We start from the raw sequence: 17,695 nt of genomic DNA, 5'->3' as shown, positions 1-17,695 counted from the left end.
TCAAGGGGGCGGCCATGGGTGTGGCCGCCCCCCTGTGCGTCTGCGCGCTTACTTCTTGACGTACAGCTTGCAGAGGGCGATGCAGGTGTTGCCGTAGTCGAACACCACGTTGCCGATCTTCGATCCGTACATCCAGTTGCGGATGGAGTGGTAGTCGGGCACGACGGCCGCGAGCTCCATGATCTGGCGGTCGATGGCGCCCCAGGCCTTGTTGGCCGCTTCCGCGTCGGCGATCTTGGACGCGGCGTTGATCGCCTTGTTCACGCTGGGGTCGTCGAGCTGGGCGTAGTTGCTGCGGCCGTCGCCGATGTTCTCGCCGCTCCAGCACGGGTAGAAGACCGAGTAGCCGTTCGGCCAGTCCGGGCTCCAGCCGGCCGCGAACAGGTCGTAGCCGTTGTCGATCTTGCCGATCTGGGTGTAGAAGGTCGACTTGTCGAGCTGCTTGTTGACGACCTCGAAGCCCGCGGCCTCCAGGGCGTTCTTGATCGCGACGGCCTGCTTCAGCGCGTTGTCCGAGGTCTGGTACGCGATGACCAGCTTCTGACCGACCTTGCCGGCCTCCTTCAGCAGCGCCTTGGCCTTCTCCGGGTCGCCGCCGGGCTTCTTGTCGACGCCGTACAGGTCGAATTCCTCGTGGCCGGGGGTCACCGGGCTGAGGATCGTGGTGGCCAGCTCACTGGTGGAGGCGCCGCCGCGGATCGTCTGGAGCTGCTGGTGCGGCCAGGCCCAGTTGATGGCCTGACGGACCTTGACGTCCTTGATGCGGGTGGTGTTGATCGGCCAGTAGTAGGTGACCGTGTCCACCGCGGTGAGGACGCGCTTCTTCAGGTTCGGGTCGGTGAGCACCTTGGCGATGCGCTCCGGCGCGACCTCGTTGAAGATCGCCATGGCCTGCTGGTCCTCGCCGGAGTCGGCGATGAAGCGGTCGGTGGCGGCCAGCGGCTGGTAGCCGAACCGGAAGCGGTACTCGTCCGGGTAGGCGTTGCGGATCGCGTCCGTCTTCGGGTCCCAGTGCTCGTTGCGCACGTAGGTCAGGGACTTGCCGACGCTGCGCTCGCTGATCTTGTAGGGACCGCAGGAGAACGGACGGCTGTCGTACTTCTGCTTGGTGTCCTTCGCCTTGGGCACGAGGGAGAAGCCGCGCATGGCCAGCGTGAAGTTGAAGTCGGCGCGGGGCTCGTTGAGGCGGAAGGTGACGGTCTTGCCGTCGATCTCGATGGAGTCGAGGTGCTTGCCCTCGTAGGGGCCCTTGTACTTGTCGCCGCCGACCAGGAACTGCTGCACGTAGCGCGGGCCCTCGGTGATGAAGTCCGCGAAGAGGCGCTCGTAGGTGTGGCGGACGTCGTCCATGGAGAGGTCGGAGCCGTCCTCCCACTTCACGCCGTCCTTGATGGTGAAGGACCAGGTCTTGCCGCCGTCCTTCATCGTGCCGGCGTCGGTGGCGACGTCGCCGACCAGGGTGCAGCCGCCCTTGTCGTCGATCTTGTAGCCGGTCAGACCGCGCATGATCGGCACGGTGATGGCGCCCTCGGTCGAGACGTAGATCTGCGCCGGGTCCATGTGGTCCATGTCGAACTGGTCGAGCGAGTGGATGATCCCGCCCTTCACCGCGCCCTTGACCTCCGGCGCAGGACCGGTCGAGTCGGCCTTCGTGCCGACCAGGATCTCGACGGTCTTGGAGCCGCTGACCTTCGGGGCGTCGCTCTTGCCGCCGCCCTTGTTGTCGCTGCCGCCACAGGCGGTCAGGACCGAGGAGGAGGCCGCGACGACACCGGTCGCTATGAGGAAGTTTCTGCGGGAGAAAGCCATGGAGAACCTACCAAGGGTGGTCATACGGGACGGAGATGGCCGGCCGGACTCCTGTGTACGGACCGGGGAAGGAACGGATCAGCGCTTGGTCTTCGGGTCGAGCGCGTCGCGCACCGAGTCGCCGAGCAGGTTGAAGGCGAGAACGAAGATCACCATGGAGAGGCCCGGGAAGAGCATGAAGGTGATGTCCTCGGTGTAGAACTGGGCGCCTCGCTGGATCATTACGCCCCAGTCCGGCGTCGGGTCGATCATGCCGACGCCGAGGAATGCCAGCCCCGCTTCCGCGGTGACGAACATCGGCAGCATCAGCGTGGTCTGGATGATGATCGGAGTCCAGAGGTTCGGGAGCAGCTCCTTGAAGACGATGCGCCAGGGAGACGCGCCCGTGACCTTCGCCGCCTCCACGAACTCCCGCTCGCGCAGTCCGAGCACCTGGCCGCGCAGCAGCCGGGCGAGGGACGCCCAGCCGAAGCCGGACAGCACGATGATGAGGGAGATGGCCCGCAGGGAGGTGGGGATGTTCTCGTCCGGCGCGACGAACAGGCCGTAGATGACCGGCATGAACGCGATGAAGAACAGCGTGGACGGGAACGACAGCAGGATGTCGATGATCCGGCCGACGAAGTAGTCCGTCTTGCCGCCGAGGTAGCCCGCCGTGGTGCCGATCACGACGCCGAGGACGGCCGTGACCACCGTGGCGGCCAGCGCGAGTCCCAGCGAGGTCCGGATGCCGTACAGCAGGAAGGTGAACACGTCCCGGCCGAGCTGCGGCTCGATGCCGAACCAGAACTCCGAGCTCATACCGCCGTTGGGACCGGCCGGGTACGAGAAGGCGTCGAGCAGTTCGGGGCGCTGGCTGGCGTACGTGGTGTACGGGTCCTTGCCGTACAGCTTGGCTATGAGGGGCGCCGCGAGCGCGATCACGAAGAAGAAGATCACGATGCACGCCGATATGACGCCCGTGCGGTCACGCTTGAAGCGCTTCCAGGCCAGTCGGCCCGGCGAACGGCTTTCGCTGCCCTTGGGGGTGGCGGGCGTGGGTGACTTGTCGACGGTTTCGTCGGTCACCTCGAGCGGGGCGGCCGCTGATGGAGTTGGGGGGGTCATGGTGCTCCTGGCCCAAGGGAGGGTCTGATGACTCCGCAGGGCGTCCCCCTACGGGCTACGCCGGACTTTTTCAACGCAATTCGTTCAAGGTCAATAAAATCTGGCTCGAGTTGACTTTCTCTTTACCTTCTTTGCTTCATCTTGATCATTCCGTAGCTACGCGTGTAGCGCGCCGTGATCGATCCGTGCTTTACATCGGGCCAACTGGACGAATCAGGCAAGGTGTTCGTTATGTGGACGCCGAGTCGTCGGAATGCGTACACCGGAGGGTCGCAAAGTAACGACTTCGCATCTCATTTCGGTGATCCATTGCGCGGTCGATCGAGGGAATTCCCGCCCTCGCCGCCGGCCCCCGCCGCCGGGCCGCGAGTACGGCCGCTGGGCGCGCCGGCGCAGCCCGCCCGTGCGTGATCCATGCGGAAAACGAACGCCCGGTCCCCACAGTGGGAGGTGCTGGTGACAGCAGACCGACGACACCTTCAGGGGACCGCGTGAACGTACAGATCCTGGGTTGTACCGAGCTTCGTGCCGCCGATGGCCAAAACATTGCGGTCAGTCCCACCGTCAGTCGCCTCCTGGCCACGCTGGCCTGGTCCGCCAACTCCTTCGTCACCGACGAGGACACGATCGGCCGGGTCTGGGAGAGCAGGGTCCCGGTCCGCCCCCGCGACGCCCTCTACACCTTGGTGACCCGGCTGCGGAAGGCGCTGCGGGCGGTCGGCGCCCCCGGTGCGCCGTGCGACGTGGTCCGCAGGCCGGGCGGCTACACCATGGTCGCGGCGGAGGAGGCCGTCGATGTCCTCGGCTTCCGTGCCCTCGTGCGGCAGGCCAGGAACGCGCAGTGCCGGGGAGCGGAGGAGGCGGCCTTGCAGTTCTACGAGCAGGCGCTGGCCCTGTGCCACGGCCGGCCGCTGTCCGATGTCCGGACGGCGTGGGCGGACGCCGCCCGGATCACGTTCGAGCGGGAACTGCGCACCGTCCGGACCAACAGCGCGGAACTGGCGCTCGGGCTCGGCCGCTGCGGCGACTACGTGCCGCTGCTCCACGAGCTGGCCGCCGCCCACCCCCTGGACGAGCGGATCGCCAGCCTGCTGATGCTGGCGCTCTACCGCAGCGGGCGCCAGGACGAGGCGCTGCGCTGCTTCCGTTCCACCCGCGCGCGGCTGGTCGCGGAGCTCGGCGTCGAGCCCGGGAGCCGGCTGCGCATGCTGCACGAGCGGATCCTGCGCAGGGACGAGGTCGTGCAGGGCGGCCGTCCGGTGTGGGCGGCCATGGCGTCCTAGGGCCGCGGCACCTGCTGGCCCGCGAGGTCGTCGAAGTGGTCGGCGAGATAGCGCGCGAAGCGCTCCTCCGTGTCGTCCGGCAGGCAGGGGCGCGCACCCCGGGCGCGGGGGCCCCGGTCCGGCGGGGTGCCGGCGCCCGGGTGTCCGGTGGCCGTCCGGTGGGAGGACGGGACGCCGATCTCGTCGAACAGGACGCGGGCCTCGTCCCGGTGCCCGGCGGCGGCCCGGGTGTCGCCGACGGCCTCGCAGACGCTCGCGAGGGCGGTCGCCGCACGGGCCAGCACCAGGCGCTGACCCGAGTTGCGCGCCTGGCCGACCGCTTCGCGTGCCGCCTCGAGGGCGGCGCCGGTCTCACCGGTCTCCCGGAGGGCCACGGCGCCGAGGGTCCGGATCCGGGGCAGCGTGAGGGGACTGCCGTTCACCGCGAGCCGGCCGGCCGTCTCCAGTACCGCCGCCGCTTCCCGGTACCGCTCCTGCGCGCAGTGCAGGGCCCCGCGCACCAGCAGGATCTCGATCAGGCCGGTCCGGTGCCCGGTCTCCTCGGCGACGGTCCGGGCCTCGTCGAGGTGGGCGGCCGCCTCCGGCGTGCGGCCCGTGCGCAGCTTCACGGCGGCGAGACCCACCAGGGAGTCGACCTGGCAGTTGCGGTTGCCGACGCGCTGGGCGAGCCCGAGCGCGTCCTCGTAGGCGAGGAGGGCACGGGCGTCCTGGCCCGCGTCGTCGCGCACCCGGCCGAGGGTCTCCAGCATCACGGCTTCCGCGTAGAGCGACGCGGCGCCGCGGGAGACCTCCAGGCCCTGCCACAAGGTGGCGGCGGCCTCCCGGAACCTCGCCTGCTTCTGCTGCACCAGCGCGTGGTTCACCAGCGTCATCGAGTGGAGGTGCTCCTGCCGCCCGTCGTGCAGCGCGAGCGCCGCGGTCACCGCCTCCTCGGCCTCGGCGAGCCGTCCCAGCGCGAGCTTCAGGGACGCCGTGTTGGTCAGCATGATCTTCTCGGGCTCCGTCATGCCGAGGGAGCGGTAGAGGGTGAGGGCGCGGTCGTAGAAGGGCAGTGCCTCGCTCGGCTCGCCGAGCAGCTTCAGCGTCACCCCCCTGCCCTGAGCGCTCCGCGCCTCTCCCGACAGCCACCCGGCGTCGCGTGCCGCGGCCTGCGCACTCTCGTAGGCGCCGAGGGCCCCTCTGAAGTCTCCGCTGCGCCACCGGGCGTGGCCGGAGGAGAGGTGGACGACCGCCTGGCCCCGCCGGTCGCCGCCGCGTTCGGCCGCCCGGCCGGCGAGCGCGGCCAGCCGCAGCCAGTCGGCGAGCGGGCGGCGGTGGTGGAACAGGTCCTGGAGCGCGTCGACGATCTGCCAGGCGAACCGGGCGGGTCCGTGCTCGGCCGCGTACGCGATCGCCGCCGCGATGTCCTCCCACTCCTCGTCGAACCAGGCGAAGGCCTCCTCCGGGGTGCGGAACGTGCGGGGGGCGGACCCGCCGACGGGCTCCGGAAGGGGCTGCGGGCAGTACAGGCGGCACGTCGCCGCGACCCGGGAGACGCTCTGGAGGTAGTGGTCGAGGAGGCGGTCGACCGCCCGGGCCCGCTCCGCCTCGGCGTCCTCCGCCACCACCCGTTCCGCGGCGTATTCGTGCACGAGGTCGTGCCAGGTCATACGGCCGTACGCGTCGTCGCGCAGCAGGTGCACCCGCTGGGCGAGCCGCAACAGGTCGGCGGTGCGCGTCTCGTCCAGTCCCGCGGCGGCCGCGGCCGCCGCGACCGAGCGGCCGGTGCCCGGGAGCAGACCCAGGGAGCGGAAGGCCCACCTGGCCTCGTCGGGCAGCGTTCCGTACGACAGGTCGAGCGCGGCCCGGACGGCGACGCTCTCCTCCCCCTCGACGTGCAACCGGGCGAGCCGGCCGCGTTCCGCGAGGCTCGTGACGTAGGCCCGCACGCTCCCGGACCCGGCGCCGATCCAGGAACCGGCGACGCACAGGGCCAGGGGCAGGTGGTCGCAGAGTTCCACCAGGTGGGCCGCCGCCGCGGGGTCGGCCGCTACGGCCTCGGCACCGATCGAGGCGCCGAACAGCTCCAGGGCCTCCTCGCGGGACAGCACGTCGCAGGTCACCCGGTGGGCCCCGTCCAGCACGAGCCCGTTCAGTTTCCGCCGGCTGGTCACCAGCGCGAGCGACCCGCTGGCCGCGGGGAGGAGCCGGCGTACCGTCGAGGCGTCGGCCACGTCGTCGAGGAGGACGAGGACCCGGCGGTCCGCCAGGAGCGTGCGGTAGAGCGCGGTCTGCGCGTCCAGGCCCAGCGGTATGTCGTGCGGCGCGCATCCCAGGCCCTGCAACAGCAGGGGCAGCGCCTCCTCCAGGGACATGGGTTCGGCGTTGTCGAAGCCCCGCATGTCCAGGAAGAGCTGCCCGTCGGGGTAGTCGTCGGCTATCCGGTGCGCCCAGTGCAGGGCCAGCGCGGTCTTCCCGGCGCCCGCGGGCCCCACGAGCACGGCGGGAGCACCGCCGTCCCGCCGGCAGGCGTCGAGCAGGCGCAGCTCCGCGTTCCGGCCGACGAAGCGGTGGGGGGCCCGCGGCAACTGGCGGGGCACCCGCCGGGACCTGGCGGGCTCGGCGGGGGCCGGCGCCGCCGTCCGGGGGGCGGCACCTCCGGCGAGCAGCTTGCGGTGCAGTCCCGTGAGTTCGTCCGAGGGGTCGACGCCGAGTTCCCGCACCATGCGGTTGCGCAGGCCGGTGTAGACGGCCAGGGCGTCCGGCGACCGCCCGTCCAGGGCCAGGGCGCGCATCAGCAGCGCGTGCGGGCGTTCGCGCAGCGGGTGCTCGGAGGTGAGCCGGACCAGGTCGGCGACGGCGGAGCGCGGCCGGCCCAGTTCCAGTTCGGCCTCCGCCCTGCCCTCCTCGGCGGCGATGCGCAGTTCGGTCAGGCGCCGGCGTTCCGCTTCCATGGTCGGCAGATCGGGCAGCGGGTCGCCGCGCCACAGCGCGAGGGCGTCGTCGTGGTAGCGGTACGCCTGCGCCCACTCCTCGTGCGCCAGCGCCCGCAGCCCGTCCCTGATCAGCGCTTCGAAGAGGAACGCGTCGACCTCCGCGGGAGCGGCGCGCAGGACGTACCCGGGCTTCTGGGTGGCCAGCAGGGCGGCTCCGTCCACGCCGAAGGCCTGCCGGACCTCGGAGACCAGGGCACGGATCCGTGCGGCCGACGCGCTGGGCATCCGTTCGTCCCACAGGCCCCGTGCCAGCCGGTCCACGGAGACGACACGGTCGGCGTGCAGCAACAGGACCGCGCACAGGGCGCGTTGACGGCCGGTGAGAAGGACGGCGGTCTCGTCGACGCGGATCTCCAGCGGGCCGAGCAGACGGAACCGGGGCGAGCGGTTGTGCATCGGGGAAAGGTAGACCAGCACCGCGCCCGCGGGCTATGAGGCTCCTCTCAGTAACCGCGTCGCCACGCGCGTGCCGCCAGCCGCACGCGCTTGACCCGTTCGCCGTGGCGTCTCCACCACAGGCGGGCCCACAGCGCCTGCATGCCGCACAGGACCAGGACGGTGGTGAGCGCGTCGAGCCGCAGCCACCAGCCGGATCCGTCCACCAGGTGTACGAGGGACCGGCGCAGCAGCGGCCAGGTGACCTCGGTCAGCACCCGGAAGCCGATGGCCAGGCAGACCACGCTGCCCACGCCCACGGCGACGGCGTACGCCTGGACGAAGCGCCGCTCGCGGGAGGGCAGCGACCGCAGGGGGTGCGGGGCCCGGCGGCCGAAGGGCAGCGCGGCCACATGGCGCAGACAGCGGGCCGTGTCGGTGAACAGGTTGCGGCAGCCCGTCAGGTCCTGGACGACGAAGTACAGGTCCGTGCGCATGAACACGAGGCACTGGTTCGCCAGCGCCAGGAACAGGGTCGCCACGATCACCGGCAGCAGCACCCCGTCCGCTCCCCAGCCGCGGGCCAGCAGGCAGCCGCCCCAGATCACCGCGTCCAGGACGATGCCCGACAGGTACACCGTCAGCCGCTCCCGCCGGCCCTTGAGCCAGATGCCCGACACCTCGGTCTGCGCCACCAGGAACTGAAGGCGGGTGCCGAGCCGGATCCGGCCGGGCACGCCCGCCGCCCGGGCCGTCAGCAGGTGCGCCGCCTCGTGCAGGGCGATGAGGCACCAGCCGATCACGCACTGGACCAGCACCGTGAAGGTGCCGTACTCCGTCCACAGGAAGCTGTCCCAGGAGGGGAAGGTGCCCGGACGCGTCAGCGCGACCGCGAGACCCGCGACCGGGACCAGGAGCAGGACGGCGTGCAGCACCGGGTTCAGGAGCAGGCGCACATGGTGCGGCCGCACCCGGGGGAACGAGACCGCGGCCGGCGCGACGGGGAAGCGCCGCTCGCCGATGGACGCCACCAGCCCGGCCGACGCGAGCCGCTCCACGAACGCCCGGACGTCGACGTCGCGGCCGGTGGCCGTACGCAGGCTGCTCCTGGTCTCCTCCACCGTCCGGCCGGCGGACAGCAGCCGTACCGCGTCCATGCCGATCGCGGGCAGGGCGACGATCTCGTCGGTGCCCTGCCGTCCGACGATCCACTCGTCGCGGTCGGGGCGGAACTCCAGGCCGTGGAAGGAGACCCGGAGCCCTTCCGGACCACCGGTCAGGGGTTGCACAACGGGCACTCGGGCCGGGCGGGATGCCGCACGTGGACGAGGTGGTCGGGGGCGATCAGATTCAGGCCGCGCACGTAACCGGGAGCGGTCGAGCCCGTACCCGTGATCAGCGAGACGACCTCGTTGGCGATCAGCTGCCCGGAGATCCCGGCGGCCGGTGCCAGGGCTCCCGTGCCGCCCAGGTCCGGATGCCAGCCCGGTTTCAGCCGGGCCTCCTCGCCGGCACCGACGCAGGCGAAGCACGGACCCTCGGGACCGTAGACACCGACCGTCACCAGCGGGCCGTTGTAGCCGGCGGTCACCCAGGGAATCCGCAGTGCGGCGCAGACCCTGCTGGTCATGGTGTTGATGACGTCGTTGCGCGGCTCGTCCGCACCCAGTACGAAGACGTCGCAGCCGGCGACGAGTTCACGCAGCGCGTCCTGCGTGTCCACCCGCCGCACGTCGTAGGTGAACGTCGCCGCGGAGTTGACCGCGGCGAGGCGTTCGGCGGCCACCCGTGCCTTGGCCCGGCCCACGTCCGCCTCGGTGTACAGCGCCTGCCGGGTCAGGTTGGACACCTCGACACGGTCGGGATCCACGAGATGCAGGGACCCGACGCCGACCGCGGTCAGCGCCCAGGCGGCGTGGCTGCCGGCGCCTCCGACGCCCAGCACGGTCACCCGGGCGCGTCCGATGCGCCGCTGGGCCTCCCAGGGGTCGCTCCCCGGACGCAGATCGACGCGCCGGAAGTAGTCGTGGTTGCGGCTGTAGCGCTCGAGCTCGCCGTCCGTGAACCCCTCGGGACGGCCGGTGGCCGCGTCTTCCACGTACCCGGTGCCGATCAGCTCCCGCACCAGCCGCCGGGCTCCGTCGGCACCGAGGCGGGGGTGCCGCTCGGCCAGCGCCGTCTCGATGTCCCGGCGTGGAGCCGTCCCGTCCATCCGGGTCAGGGCGTCCCATGCCCAGCCGTGGGGGTCGGTGATCTCCGCCGCGATTCCGTAGACCTCGCCGCCGAGGCGGACCGTTCCGTCGTCGAACCGGTGCGGGATGTGTTCCCGTTTCACTCGTGGACGTCTCACAACCAGCCTTCCCGGAGTGCTTCTGCGACGCAACGGTCCGCCGTGGGCCGGTGATTGCCCGGCGGCTACCCGGCGACTACCTGGCGACTGCCTTGCTGTCGATGGTCTCGATCTTGTCGAGCAGGCGGATCTCGATCAGCTCGGTCTGCCCCTCCGGCTCCGTCACCACGGGGAGCGCCCTCTCGTCGTCCTGCGTGCCGCGCGTGCTGTCCTGCATGTGTCTTCCTCTCTCCTGGATGTGCGTTTCCCTGGTCCGCCGTGATCCTCCGACGAAGCTCCGAACGGAGCCCCGAGGTAGCCCCGGAGCAGCCCCGGAGCAGCCCCGAAGGTCACAGCCGCCGCCACACCGCGCCGAGAACCCGTTCCACGGGAAAGGGCCCCATCTGGCGCGAGTCGAAACTGACGGACGCGTTGTCCCCGAGCAGCAGCAGATGGCCCGGCGGTACCCGGCCGGCCGCCGCGTCCCGGCTGCCGCACGGATCGCCGGCCACGGCGGAGACCCGTTTGAGCAGCCACTGACGCTCGGTCACCGGCGCTCCGGGACTGCCCAGTCCGGCCGGCGCGGAAATCCAGCTGCGGTGCTCCGTGTCCGGGAGCTCCACGACGACCACGCCGCCGCGGCGCGGGACGACACCACGCCGCACCAGGACCCGGTCGCCGGGCCGGTACGCCGGCAGCATGCTGTGTCCCGTGACGGTGACCGAGACGAGGCGCCGGCGCAGCAGTGCCGTCCCCGCGACGACGAGTCCCGCGCACCCGCCCACCACGGCCCACCTCACGACACCGCTCCTTCCACGGCGGCCGGCCCATGTTCCGGCAGGTGCGCGGATTCCCCCGTGTACCCGGCGGCCTGGAGCCCGAAGAGCCGGGCGTACGAGCCGTCACGGGCCATCAGGGCGGCGTGGTCACCTCTCTCCGTGATCCGTCCCTCGGAGAGGACGACGATGAGGTCGGCCTCCCGTACGGAACCCAGCCGGTGGGAGATGAGCAGACTCGTCCGCCCGCGGTGGAACTCGCTCAGCCGCGCGTGCAGTTCGTGCTCGGCCTCGGCGTCGAGACCGGAGGTGGGCTCGTCCAGGATCAGGAAGTCGCGCTGCTCGCGCACCAGGGCACGGGCCAGGGCCAGCCGCTGCATCTGGCCCCCGGACAGCAGGACGCCGGTGGTCGCGTCGTCCTGCTCCTCGCCCGGGAAGAAGGTCCGGGTGACCAGGGTGTCGTATCCGCGGGGGAGGCCCTCCAGCGTCCGGTCGATGCCCGCGTTGCGGGCCGCCTCGGCGACGCGCGAGGAGGAAGCCAGCGCGTCCAGGTCGCCGAGCGCGATGTTCTCCCGTGCGGTGAGGTCGTAGTGCATGAAGTCCTGGAAGACCGCGCTCGTCCGCCGGCGCAGGTCCTCCGGGTCGAACTCGCGGAGGTCGACGCCGTCCCAGAGGATCGCGCCGCGCGTCGGGTCGTAGAACCGGCACAGGAGCTTGACCAGCGTGGACTTGCCCGCTCCGTTGAGACCGACGAGGGCGGTGCTCCGTCCCTGGGGGATGAACAGGTCGACCCCCCGGAGTATCCACGGCTGGTCCGGGCCGTAGCGGAACCAGACGTCGCGCAGTTCGAGTCCGTGTGCCAGGGCGGGGGCGGGCAGCGGAGCGGCGGCACGCGGCAGGTCGGGTTCCGTGCCGACGACGTCCTGGTAGTGACCGAACAGCACCAGCGCCTGGTGGGCCTGGGCCGCGCCGGCCGACAGCTGGCCGACGGAGCTCTGCACCCCGGCGACGGCGGCGATGAAGATCGCGACGTCTCCCAGCGTGAGCCCGCCGGACAGCGCGCTGTGGATGGCCCAGACCAGGCCGGTCCCGGACACCAGCGCCGCGAACAGCGCCAGCAGGGACTGGGTCGAGAGCTCACGGCGGTCCATCCCGCGCCGCGCGGCGTTCGAGGCGAGCCGCTCCGTCTGCATCCGGCCCAGCAGGAAGCCGCCGATGCCGAACAGCCGTACTTCCTTGGCGGCCTCGACGTTGGAGAGCAACTGGTCGAAGAAGAATTCGCGGCGTTCCCGCGGGCTGATGCGCCAGATCATGTCCGCCCTGCGACGGGACAGCACGATCTCGGCGACCAGCACGGGCACCGCGAAGACCAGGACGAACAGGGCCATCAGCGGCGCGAGGACCAGGAGGGAACTGAGGAAGCCCACGATGGTGACGCCCGCGCGCACGGTTCCCAGCATCCCTGCCACCACCTGGCCGGGCGCGCTCTTGCCCGACTGCTTGGCCAGGCGCAGCTTGTCCAGGAAGCGCGGGTCCTCGAAGGGCCCGATTCCGACGAACCGGCCCACCGCGGTGAACAGCCGCCCCTGCGCCAGGGTTCCGGTGGCCCGCTCGACCTCCGCCTGCAGATAGCCGGAGACGTGCGGGACGACGGCCTGCACGACGCCGACGAGGGCCAGCCCGACGGCCAGCGCCACCAGCGTGTTCACCGGCGCCTGGGCGCCCAGCTCGTCGAGGGCGAGCTTGGTGAGCCAGCCGGCGGCGACCGGGAAGGCCCCGCTGAGCAGGTCGAGCGCGGCATAGGCGGCCAGCTGGAACGGGGCGGCCTCGCGGGCGAGGGAGAGAACGCCCCGGACCGGGACGAGCCCTTGTCTGAACATGAGCGCTAACTCCGGGCGAGGGCCGACGCGGACAGCTCGGAGACGCTGCCGGCGAGCCGGGCCGAACTGCCGGACGCCACCGTCACCCTGCCCTCTGCGTCCACCACGAGGTACGTGGGGAACATCGACACCCCCAACTCGCCGATCAGAGTGGGTGCCTGCTTCTCGCCGGCGACGACGTGGGCCAGGTCGCCGAGCTGGTCCCGGTAGAGGGCGGCGCCGTCCGGGTCCCCGACGACGAAGGAGACGACGCGGTCCCGGTCGACACCCGCGTCGCGCAGGAACTTCGCGTATCCCGGCAGCTGCTGCTCACAGCCGCTGCACCCGACCGACTGGAAGGAGAGGATCCACGGCTGCGAGCCGGGAACGGGCAGCCGCACCTCGGTCCCGTCCATGTCGAGGAGTCCGGGCACCGGCGGGACGACGGTGCCCACGGCGGGTAGCTCGTCCGGGCGGCGGCGGCTCAGCGCTCCCTCCTGGGTCAGCGGATCGAGGAGCTTCTTGACGCGCAGCGCGACGGCCACGGAGAGACCGCACGCGGCGGAAGCGACCAGCAGGGCGAGGACGGCGAGCGCGATGCTCATAGGGACTCCAGTTCTCAGGTGGTGCGCGGGGGGCGGAAGAAGGAGACCAGTTCCCCGAGGTGGAGCAGGGCGACGCCGAAGACCGCGGCGGGTGCCACGACCACGGCGTAGGAGACCGGGCCGGGACCGCCGCCGGTGCGCACGGTGGCCCACCAGGTGAGGACGCAGACGGTCAGGAGCAGGACGTTGCGCAGGACGTGCACTTCGGAGACGGGCGTGTCGTCCGCTCCGGCGCAGCCGCAGGACGCGTCCGGGCGCGACCGCATCAGGCCGATCAGGTATCCCGTGAAGGCCAGCAGCAGCAACGTGGCCGCGGCACACCCGAGCCAGGCCCACGGGCGGATCAGCAGCAGTCCCGCGGCGGCCACCTCGACGGCGGGGACCGCGAGGGCCAGGGCCGCCGAGAGGCCGCCCCCGAGCCGCGGCAGGGTGGTGGCGACGTGCCGGCGAAAGGCGGAGACGTCCCGGAGCTTGAGCAGGCCCGACCAGAAGAGCACGGTGGCCAGACACAACTGGCCGAATGCTACTGCCATGTCTGTCCATTCCCGCTAGATGTGGATCGGGTGGCCGATGGCCGCCGTGCACCTGCTCGGGCACGGCGGCCACGGGTCTCAGACGTAGCAGCGCACCGAGCAGTTCGGGTTGTAGCAGCACTTGTACTCGTAGAACTGGCCACCCGAGCTGCTGCGCTCCATCCAGCAGCCCGGCGCGCAGCCGGCGGCGGCGGACGTCTGGGGCAGCAGCTTGTCGGCGATACGGCTCAGCATCTTGGACATGGAGTTCTCCTTGTCGTGTTTCTCCGTCGGGGCGTCAGGCGGGCGCCCGGCCTCGGTCCCCAGGCTCCACCGGCGGACTTTCCGTCGTCTTTCAGCGGCCTTTCCGGCGCCGTGAGCGGGTGGCGGAGCCGGTGGGCGGCCGCCCCCGGGCCGCGGGGCACCCCGGATGGTGGGACTGAACGTGCGGAGTGCCTGCAATCCGCCGATATTGACTGAAATGGGGCAACGGACGAGTCAGGGCACGAGGAGGCACTCCATGCGCGGAGCCACGCACGCCAAATGGGCCGCTTGCGCGGCGGCGGTAGTCCTCGCGGCGACGGCCTGCGGCGGCGGAGGCGGGGACGGCGGCAGCGGCGGGGGCGGTGGCGGCGTGCTCAGCTCCTCCTGGGGCGACCCCCAGAACCCGCTGGAGCCGGCCAACACCAACGAGGTGCAGGGCGGCAAGGTCCTCGACATGATCTTCCGGGGGCTGAAGAAGTACGACCCCGAGACCGGCGAGGCCAAGAACATGCTCGCCGAGAAGATCGACACCTCGGACTCGCAGAACTTCACCGTCACCGTCAAGGACGGCTGGACCTTCAGCAACGGCGAGAAGGTCACCGCGCAGTCCTTCGTGGACGCCTGGAACTACGGCGCGAGCCTGAAGAACAACCAGCGCAACGCGTACTTCTTCGCGTACATCGACGGCTACGACAAGGTGCACCCCGAAAGCGGCTCGCAGAGCGCCGACACGCTCTCCGGGCTGAAGGTGACCGGCCCGCGCACCTTCACCATCAAGCTCAACCAGAAGTTCTCCAGCTTCCCCGACACCCTCGGCTACGCCGCCTTCGCGCCGCTGCCCAAGGCGTTCTTCGACGACCACGACGCCTGGCTGAAGAAGCCGGTCGGCAACGGCCCCTACCAGGTCGACAACTACACCCGCGGTTCCCAGATGTCCCTGCGCAAGTGGGACGACTACCCCGGCCCGGACAAGGCGCAGAACGGCGGCGTGGACCTCAAGGTCTACACCGACAACAACACCGCCTACACCGACCTGATCGCGGGCAACCTCGACCTCGTCGACGACGTCCCGGCCTCCCAGCTCAAGAACGTCAAGAACGACCTCGGCGACCGGTACATCAACACCCCGGCCGGCATCATCCAGACCCTCGCCTTCCCGTTCTACGACAACGACTGGAACAAGTCCGGCTCGGAGAAGGTCCGCAAGGGCCTGTCCATGGCGATCGACCGCAAGCAGATCACCGACACGATCTTCCAGAACACCCGGACCCCGGCCACCGACTGGACCTCACCGGTCCTCGGCGAGGAGGGCGGCTACAAGCCGGGCCTGTGCGGGGACGCCTGCGAGTACAACGCCGAGGAGGCCAAGAAGCTGGTCAAGGAGGGCGGCGGACTCCCCGGCGGCCAGGTCAAGATCACGTACAACGCCGACACCGGCTCCCACAAGCAGTGGGTCGACGCGGTCTGCAACTCCATCAACAACGCCCTGGACAACGACCGCGCCTGCGCCGGGAACCCGGTCGGCACCTTCGCCGACTTCCGCAACCAGATCACCGACAGGAAGATGAGCGGCCCCTTCCGCGCCGGCTGGCAGATGGACTACCCGCTCATCCAGAACTTCCTCCAGCCGCTCTACTACACCAACGCCTCCTCCAACGACGGCAAGTGGTCCAACGAGGAGTTCGACGGGCTCGTCGACAAGGCCAACGGCCAGACCGACACCGCCGAGGCCGTCAAGACCTTCCAGCAGGCCGAGGAGGTCGTCCGCGACAACATGGCCGCCATCCCGCTCTGGTACCAGAACGGCAGCGCCGGCTACTCGGACCGGCTCTCCAACGTGAAGCTCAACCCGTTCAGCGTCCCGGTCTACAACGAGATCAAGGTCGGCTGAGGGGGCGGGCTCCATGGGACGCTACGTCGTCCGGCGGCTGCTCCAGATGATCCCGGTCTTCATCGGGGCCACGCTGCTGATCTTCCTGATGGTCAACGTGATGGGCGACCCCATCGCGGGTCTGTGCGGCGACCGGGAGTGCGACCCGGCGACGGCCGCGCAGCTGCGGCACGAGTTCGGCCTCGACCAGCCCGTGTGGCAGCAGTACGCCACCTACATGGGCAACGTCTTCACCGGCGACTTCGGCACCGCCTTCAACGGCCAGCCGGTCACCGAGCTGATGGGGACGGCGTTCCCGGTCACCATCCGGCTCACCATCGTCGCGATCCTCTTCGAGATCGTCGTCGGCATCATCCTGGGCGTCGTCACCGGCCTGCGCCGCGGCCGCCCCGTCGACACCGGGGTGCTGCTGCTGACCCTCGTCGTCATCTCGGTCCCCACCTTCGTCACCGGCCTGCTGCTCCAGCTGCTGCTCGGCGTCAAGTGGGGCTGGATCGACCCGGCCGTCTCCTCCGAGGCGGCCTTCGGCGAGCTGATCGTCCCCGGCCTGGTCCTCGCCTCGGTGTCGCTGGCCTACGTCACCCGGCTGACCCGCACCTCCATCGCCGAGAACCGGCGCTCCGACTACGTCCGCACCGCCATCGCCAAGGGGCTGCCCCGCCACCGGGTCATCACCCGGCACCTGCTGCGCAACTCCCTGATCCCCGTCGTCACCTTCATCGGCACCGACATCGGGGCGCTCATGGGCGGCGCCATCGTCACCGAGCGGATCTTCAACATCCACGGCGTCGGCTACCAGCTCTACCAGGGCATCCTGCGCCAGAACACCCAGACCGTCGTCGGCTTCGTCACCGTCCTGGTCCTCGTCTTCCTCGTCGCCAACCTCGTCGTCGACCTCCTGTACGCCGTACTCGACCCGAGGATCCGCTATGCCTGAACAGGAGCCCTACGAGCCCGAACGCGCCATCGCCGGCACCGGCATGGGCGGCACGATGGACCTCGGCGCGAGCGAGGCGGTCACGCTGGAGCAGCCGCCGGGCCCGGACGGGGCCGACCCGCGGGACAAGCCGCGCAGCCTGTGGTCCGACGCCTGGCACGACCTGCGCCGCAACCCCGTCTTCATCATCTCGGCGCTGGTGATCCTCTTCCTGATCGTCATCTCCCTGTGGCCGTCCCTGATCGCCTCCGGCAGCCCCCTCAAGTGCGACCTGGCCAAGGCGCAGGAGGGCTCCCAGTCCGGCCATCCCTTCGGCTTCAACGGCCAGGGCTGCGACGTCTACACCCGCACCGTCTACGGCGCCCGCACCTCGGTCGCGGTCGGCATCCTGGCCACCCTCGGCGTCGCGATCCTCGGCAGCGTCCTCGGCGGCCTCGCCGGGTTCTTCGGCGGCGGCGGGGACGCGGTCCTGTCCCGGATCACCGACATCTTCTTCGCCATCCCGGTCGTCCTGGGCGGTCTCGTCCTGCTCTCCGTCATCACCAGCAACACCATCTGGCCGGTCATCGGCTTCATCGTGCTGCTCGGCTGGCCGCAGATCTCCCGCATCGCCCGCGGCTCCGTCATCACCGCCAAGCAGAACGACTACGTACAGGCGGCCCGGGCGCTGGGCGCCTCCAACTCCCGGCTCCTGCTGCGGCACATCGCGCCCAACGCCGTCGCCCCGGTCATCGTCGTGGCGACCATCGCGCTCGGCACCTACATCTCCCTGGAGGCGACCCTGTCCTTCCTCGGCGTCGGCCTGAAGCCGCCCAGCGTCTCCTGGGGCATCGACATCTCCTCCGCCGCCCCCTACGTGCGCAACGCCCCGCACGCGCTGCTGTGGCCGTCGGGGGCGCTCGCCATCACCGTCCTCGCGTTCATCATGCTCGGCGACGCGGTGCGCGACGCCCTCGACCCGAAGCTGAGGTGA

At 70.8% G+C, this 17,695-nt stretch carries 15 protein-coding genes; 4 read left to right on the top strand and 11 right to left on the bottom strand.

Annotation, left to right across the window (positions count from 1 at the left end; genetic code table 11):
- Window positions 1–48: 48 nt before the first annotated feature.
- Together B9W62_RS13455 and B9W62_RS13450 are read right to left on the bottom strand one after the other, a co-directional pair.
- Window positions 49–1,809 carry an ABC transporter substrate-binding protein gene (locus B9W62_RS13455; RefSeq protein WP_087807404.1) on the bottom strand — a complete coding sequence of 587 codons (1,761 nt, stop codon included), beginning with the start codon at window positions 1,807–1,809 and terminating at the stop codon, window positions 49–51.
- A 78-nt stretch (window positions 1,810–1,887) separates the two neighbouring features.
- A complete protein-coding gene (locus B9W62_RS13450) occupies window positions 1,888–2,916 on the bottom strand; it encodes an ABC transporter permease (RefSeq protein ID WP_256976318.1) in 1,029 nt (342 codons plus the stop codon).
- A gap of 491 nt (window positions 2,917–3,407) precedes the next feature.
- Between B9W62_RS13450 and B9W62_RS13445 the strand changes: the two genes are divergently transcribed.
- Window positions 3,408–4,199: an AfsR/SARP family transcriptional regulator gene (locus tag B9W62_RS13445; RefSeq protein ID WP_087807402.1), complete on the top strand. Its 792-nt coding sequence runs from the start codon at window positions 3,408–3,410 to the stop codon at window positions 4,197–4,199.
- On the opposite strand, the gene B9W62_RS13440 is transcribed toward B9W62_RS13445, so the two are convergent.
- The 9 genes from B9W62_RS13440 to B9W62_RS40160 all read right to left on the bottom strand — a co-directional run bounded on the left by B9W62_RS13440 (window position 4,196) and on the right by B9W62_RS40160 (window position 13,894).
- Window positions 4,196–7,570, bottom strand: a complete 3,375-nt coding sequence (locus B9W62_RS13440; RefSeq protein WP_087811892.1) for an AfsR/SARP family transcriptional regulator — start codon at window positions 7,568–7,570, stop codon at window positions 4,196–4,198. The genes B9W62_RS13445 and B9W62_RS13440 overlap by 4 nt on opposite strands.
- Before the next feature lie 47 nt (window positions 7,571–7,617).
- Complete coding sequence (locus B9W62_RS13435; protein WP_087807401.1) at window positions 7,618–8,838, bottom strand: hypothetical protein; 1,221 nt, start codon at window positions 8,836–8,838, stop codon at window positions 7,618–7,620.
- Complete coding sequence (locus B9W62_RS13430) at window positions 8,826–9,884, bottom strand: HesA/MoeB/ThiF family protein (protein WP_256976317.1); 1,059 nt, start codon at window positions 9,882–9,884, stop codon at window positions 8,826–8,828. Before B9W62_RS13430 ends, B9W62_RS13435 begins: the two co-directional genes overlap by 13 nt.
- A gap of 91 nt (window positions 9,885–9,975) precedes the next feature.
- A complete protein-coding gene (locus tag B9W62_RS40165; RefSeq protein WP_160166081.1) occupies window positions 9,976–10,116 on the bottom strand; it encodes a hypothetical protein in 141 nt (46 codons plus the stop codon).
- Window positions 10,117–10,228: 112 nt separating this feature from the next.
- A complete protein-coding gene (gene lepB, locus B9W62_RS13425; RefSeq protein ID WP_218781987.1) occupies window positions 10,229–10,678 on the bottom strand; it encodes a signal peptidase I in 450 nt (149 codons plus the stop codon).
- Window positions 10,675–12,534, bottom strand: a complete 1,860-nt coding sequence (locus B9W62_RS13420; protein ID WP_087807399.1) for an ABC transporter ATP-binding protein — start codon at window positions 12,532–12,534, stop codon at window positions 10,675–10,677. Before B9W62_RS13420 ends, lepB begins: the two co-directional genes overlap by 4 nt.
- A 5-nt stretch (window positions 12,535–12,539) precedes the next feature.
- The gene (locus B9W62_RS13415) at window positions 12,540–13,118 is read right to left on the bottom strand and encodes a TlpA family protein disulfide reductase (RefSeq protein WP_087807398.1); all 579 of its coding nucleotides are present in this window, start codon (window positions 13,116–13,118) and stop codon (window positions 12,540–12,542) included.
- 14 nt (window positions 13,119–13,132) lie between these two features.
- Window positions 13,133–13,651: a MauE/DoxX family redox-associated membrane protein gene (locus B9W62_RS13410; RefSeq protein ID WP_087807397.1), complete on the bottom strand. Its 519-nt coding sequence runs from the start codon at window positions 13,649–13,651 to the stop codon at window positions 13,133–13,135.
- 78 nt (window positions 13,652–13,729) lie between these two features.
- On the bottom strand, window positions 13,730–13,894 hold the full coding sequence (locus tag B9W62_RS40160) for a hypothetical protein (RefSeq protein WP_160166082.1): 165 nt from the start codon (window positions 13,892–13,894) through the stop codon (window positions 13,730–13,732).
- Between the two features lie 256 nt (window positions 13,895–14,150).
- On the opposite strand from B9W62_RS40160, the gene B9W62_RS13405 reads away from it, so the two are divergent.
- From B9W62_RS13405 to B9W62_RS13395, 3 genes are read left to right on the top strand one after another with little or no spacing between them, the layout of a single operon-like run.
- Window positions 14,151–15,785, top strand: a complete 1,635-nt coding sequence (locus B9W62_RS13405) for a peptide ABC transporter substrate-binding protein (protein ID WP_087807396.1) — start codon at window positions 14,151–14,153, stop codon at window positions 15,783–15,785.
- A 13-nt stretch (window positions 15,786–15,798) separates the two neighbouring features.
- Window positions 15,799–16,722 (top strand): ABC transporter permease, encoded by a 924-nt coding sequence (locus tag B9W62_RS13400; RefSeq protein ID WP_087789635.1) that lies wholly within the window; start codon window positions 15,799–15,801, stop codon window positions 16,720–16,722.
- The gene (locus tag B9W62_RS13395; protein WP_179235475.1) at window positions 16,715–17,695 is read left to right on the top strand and encodes an ABC transporter permease; all 981 of its coding nucleotides are present in this window, start codon (window positions 16,715–16,717) and stop codon (window positions 17,693–17,695) included. The genes B9W62_RS13400 and B9W62_RS13395 overlap by 8 nt, the downstream gene beginning before the upstream one ends.

The organism is Streptomyces sp. CS113, assembly GCF_002188365.1.
In the GTDB taxonomy this organism is placed as follows: Bacteria; Actinomycetota; Actinomycetes; order Streptomycetales; family Streptomycetaceae; genus Streptomyces; species Streptomyces tendae.
The sequence above is the reverse complement of the archived record's forward strand: the minus strand, read 5'-3'. Positions and strand labels throughout refer to the sequence as shown.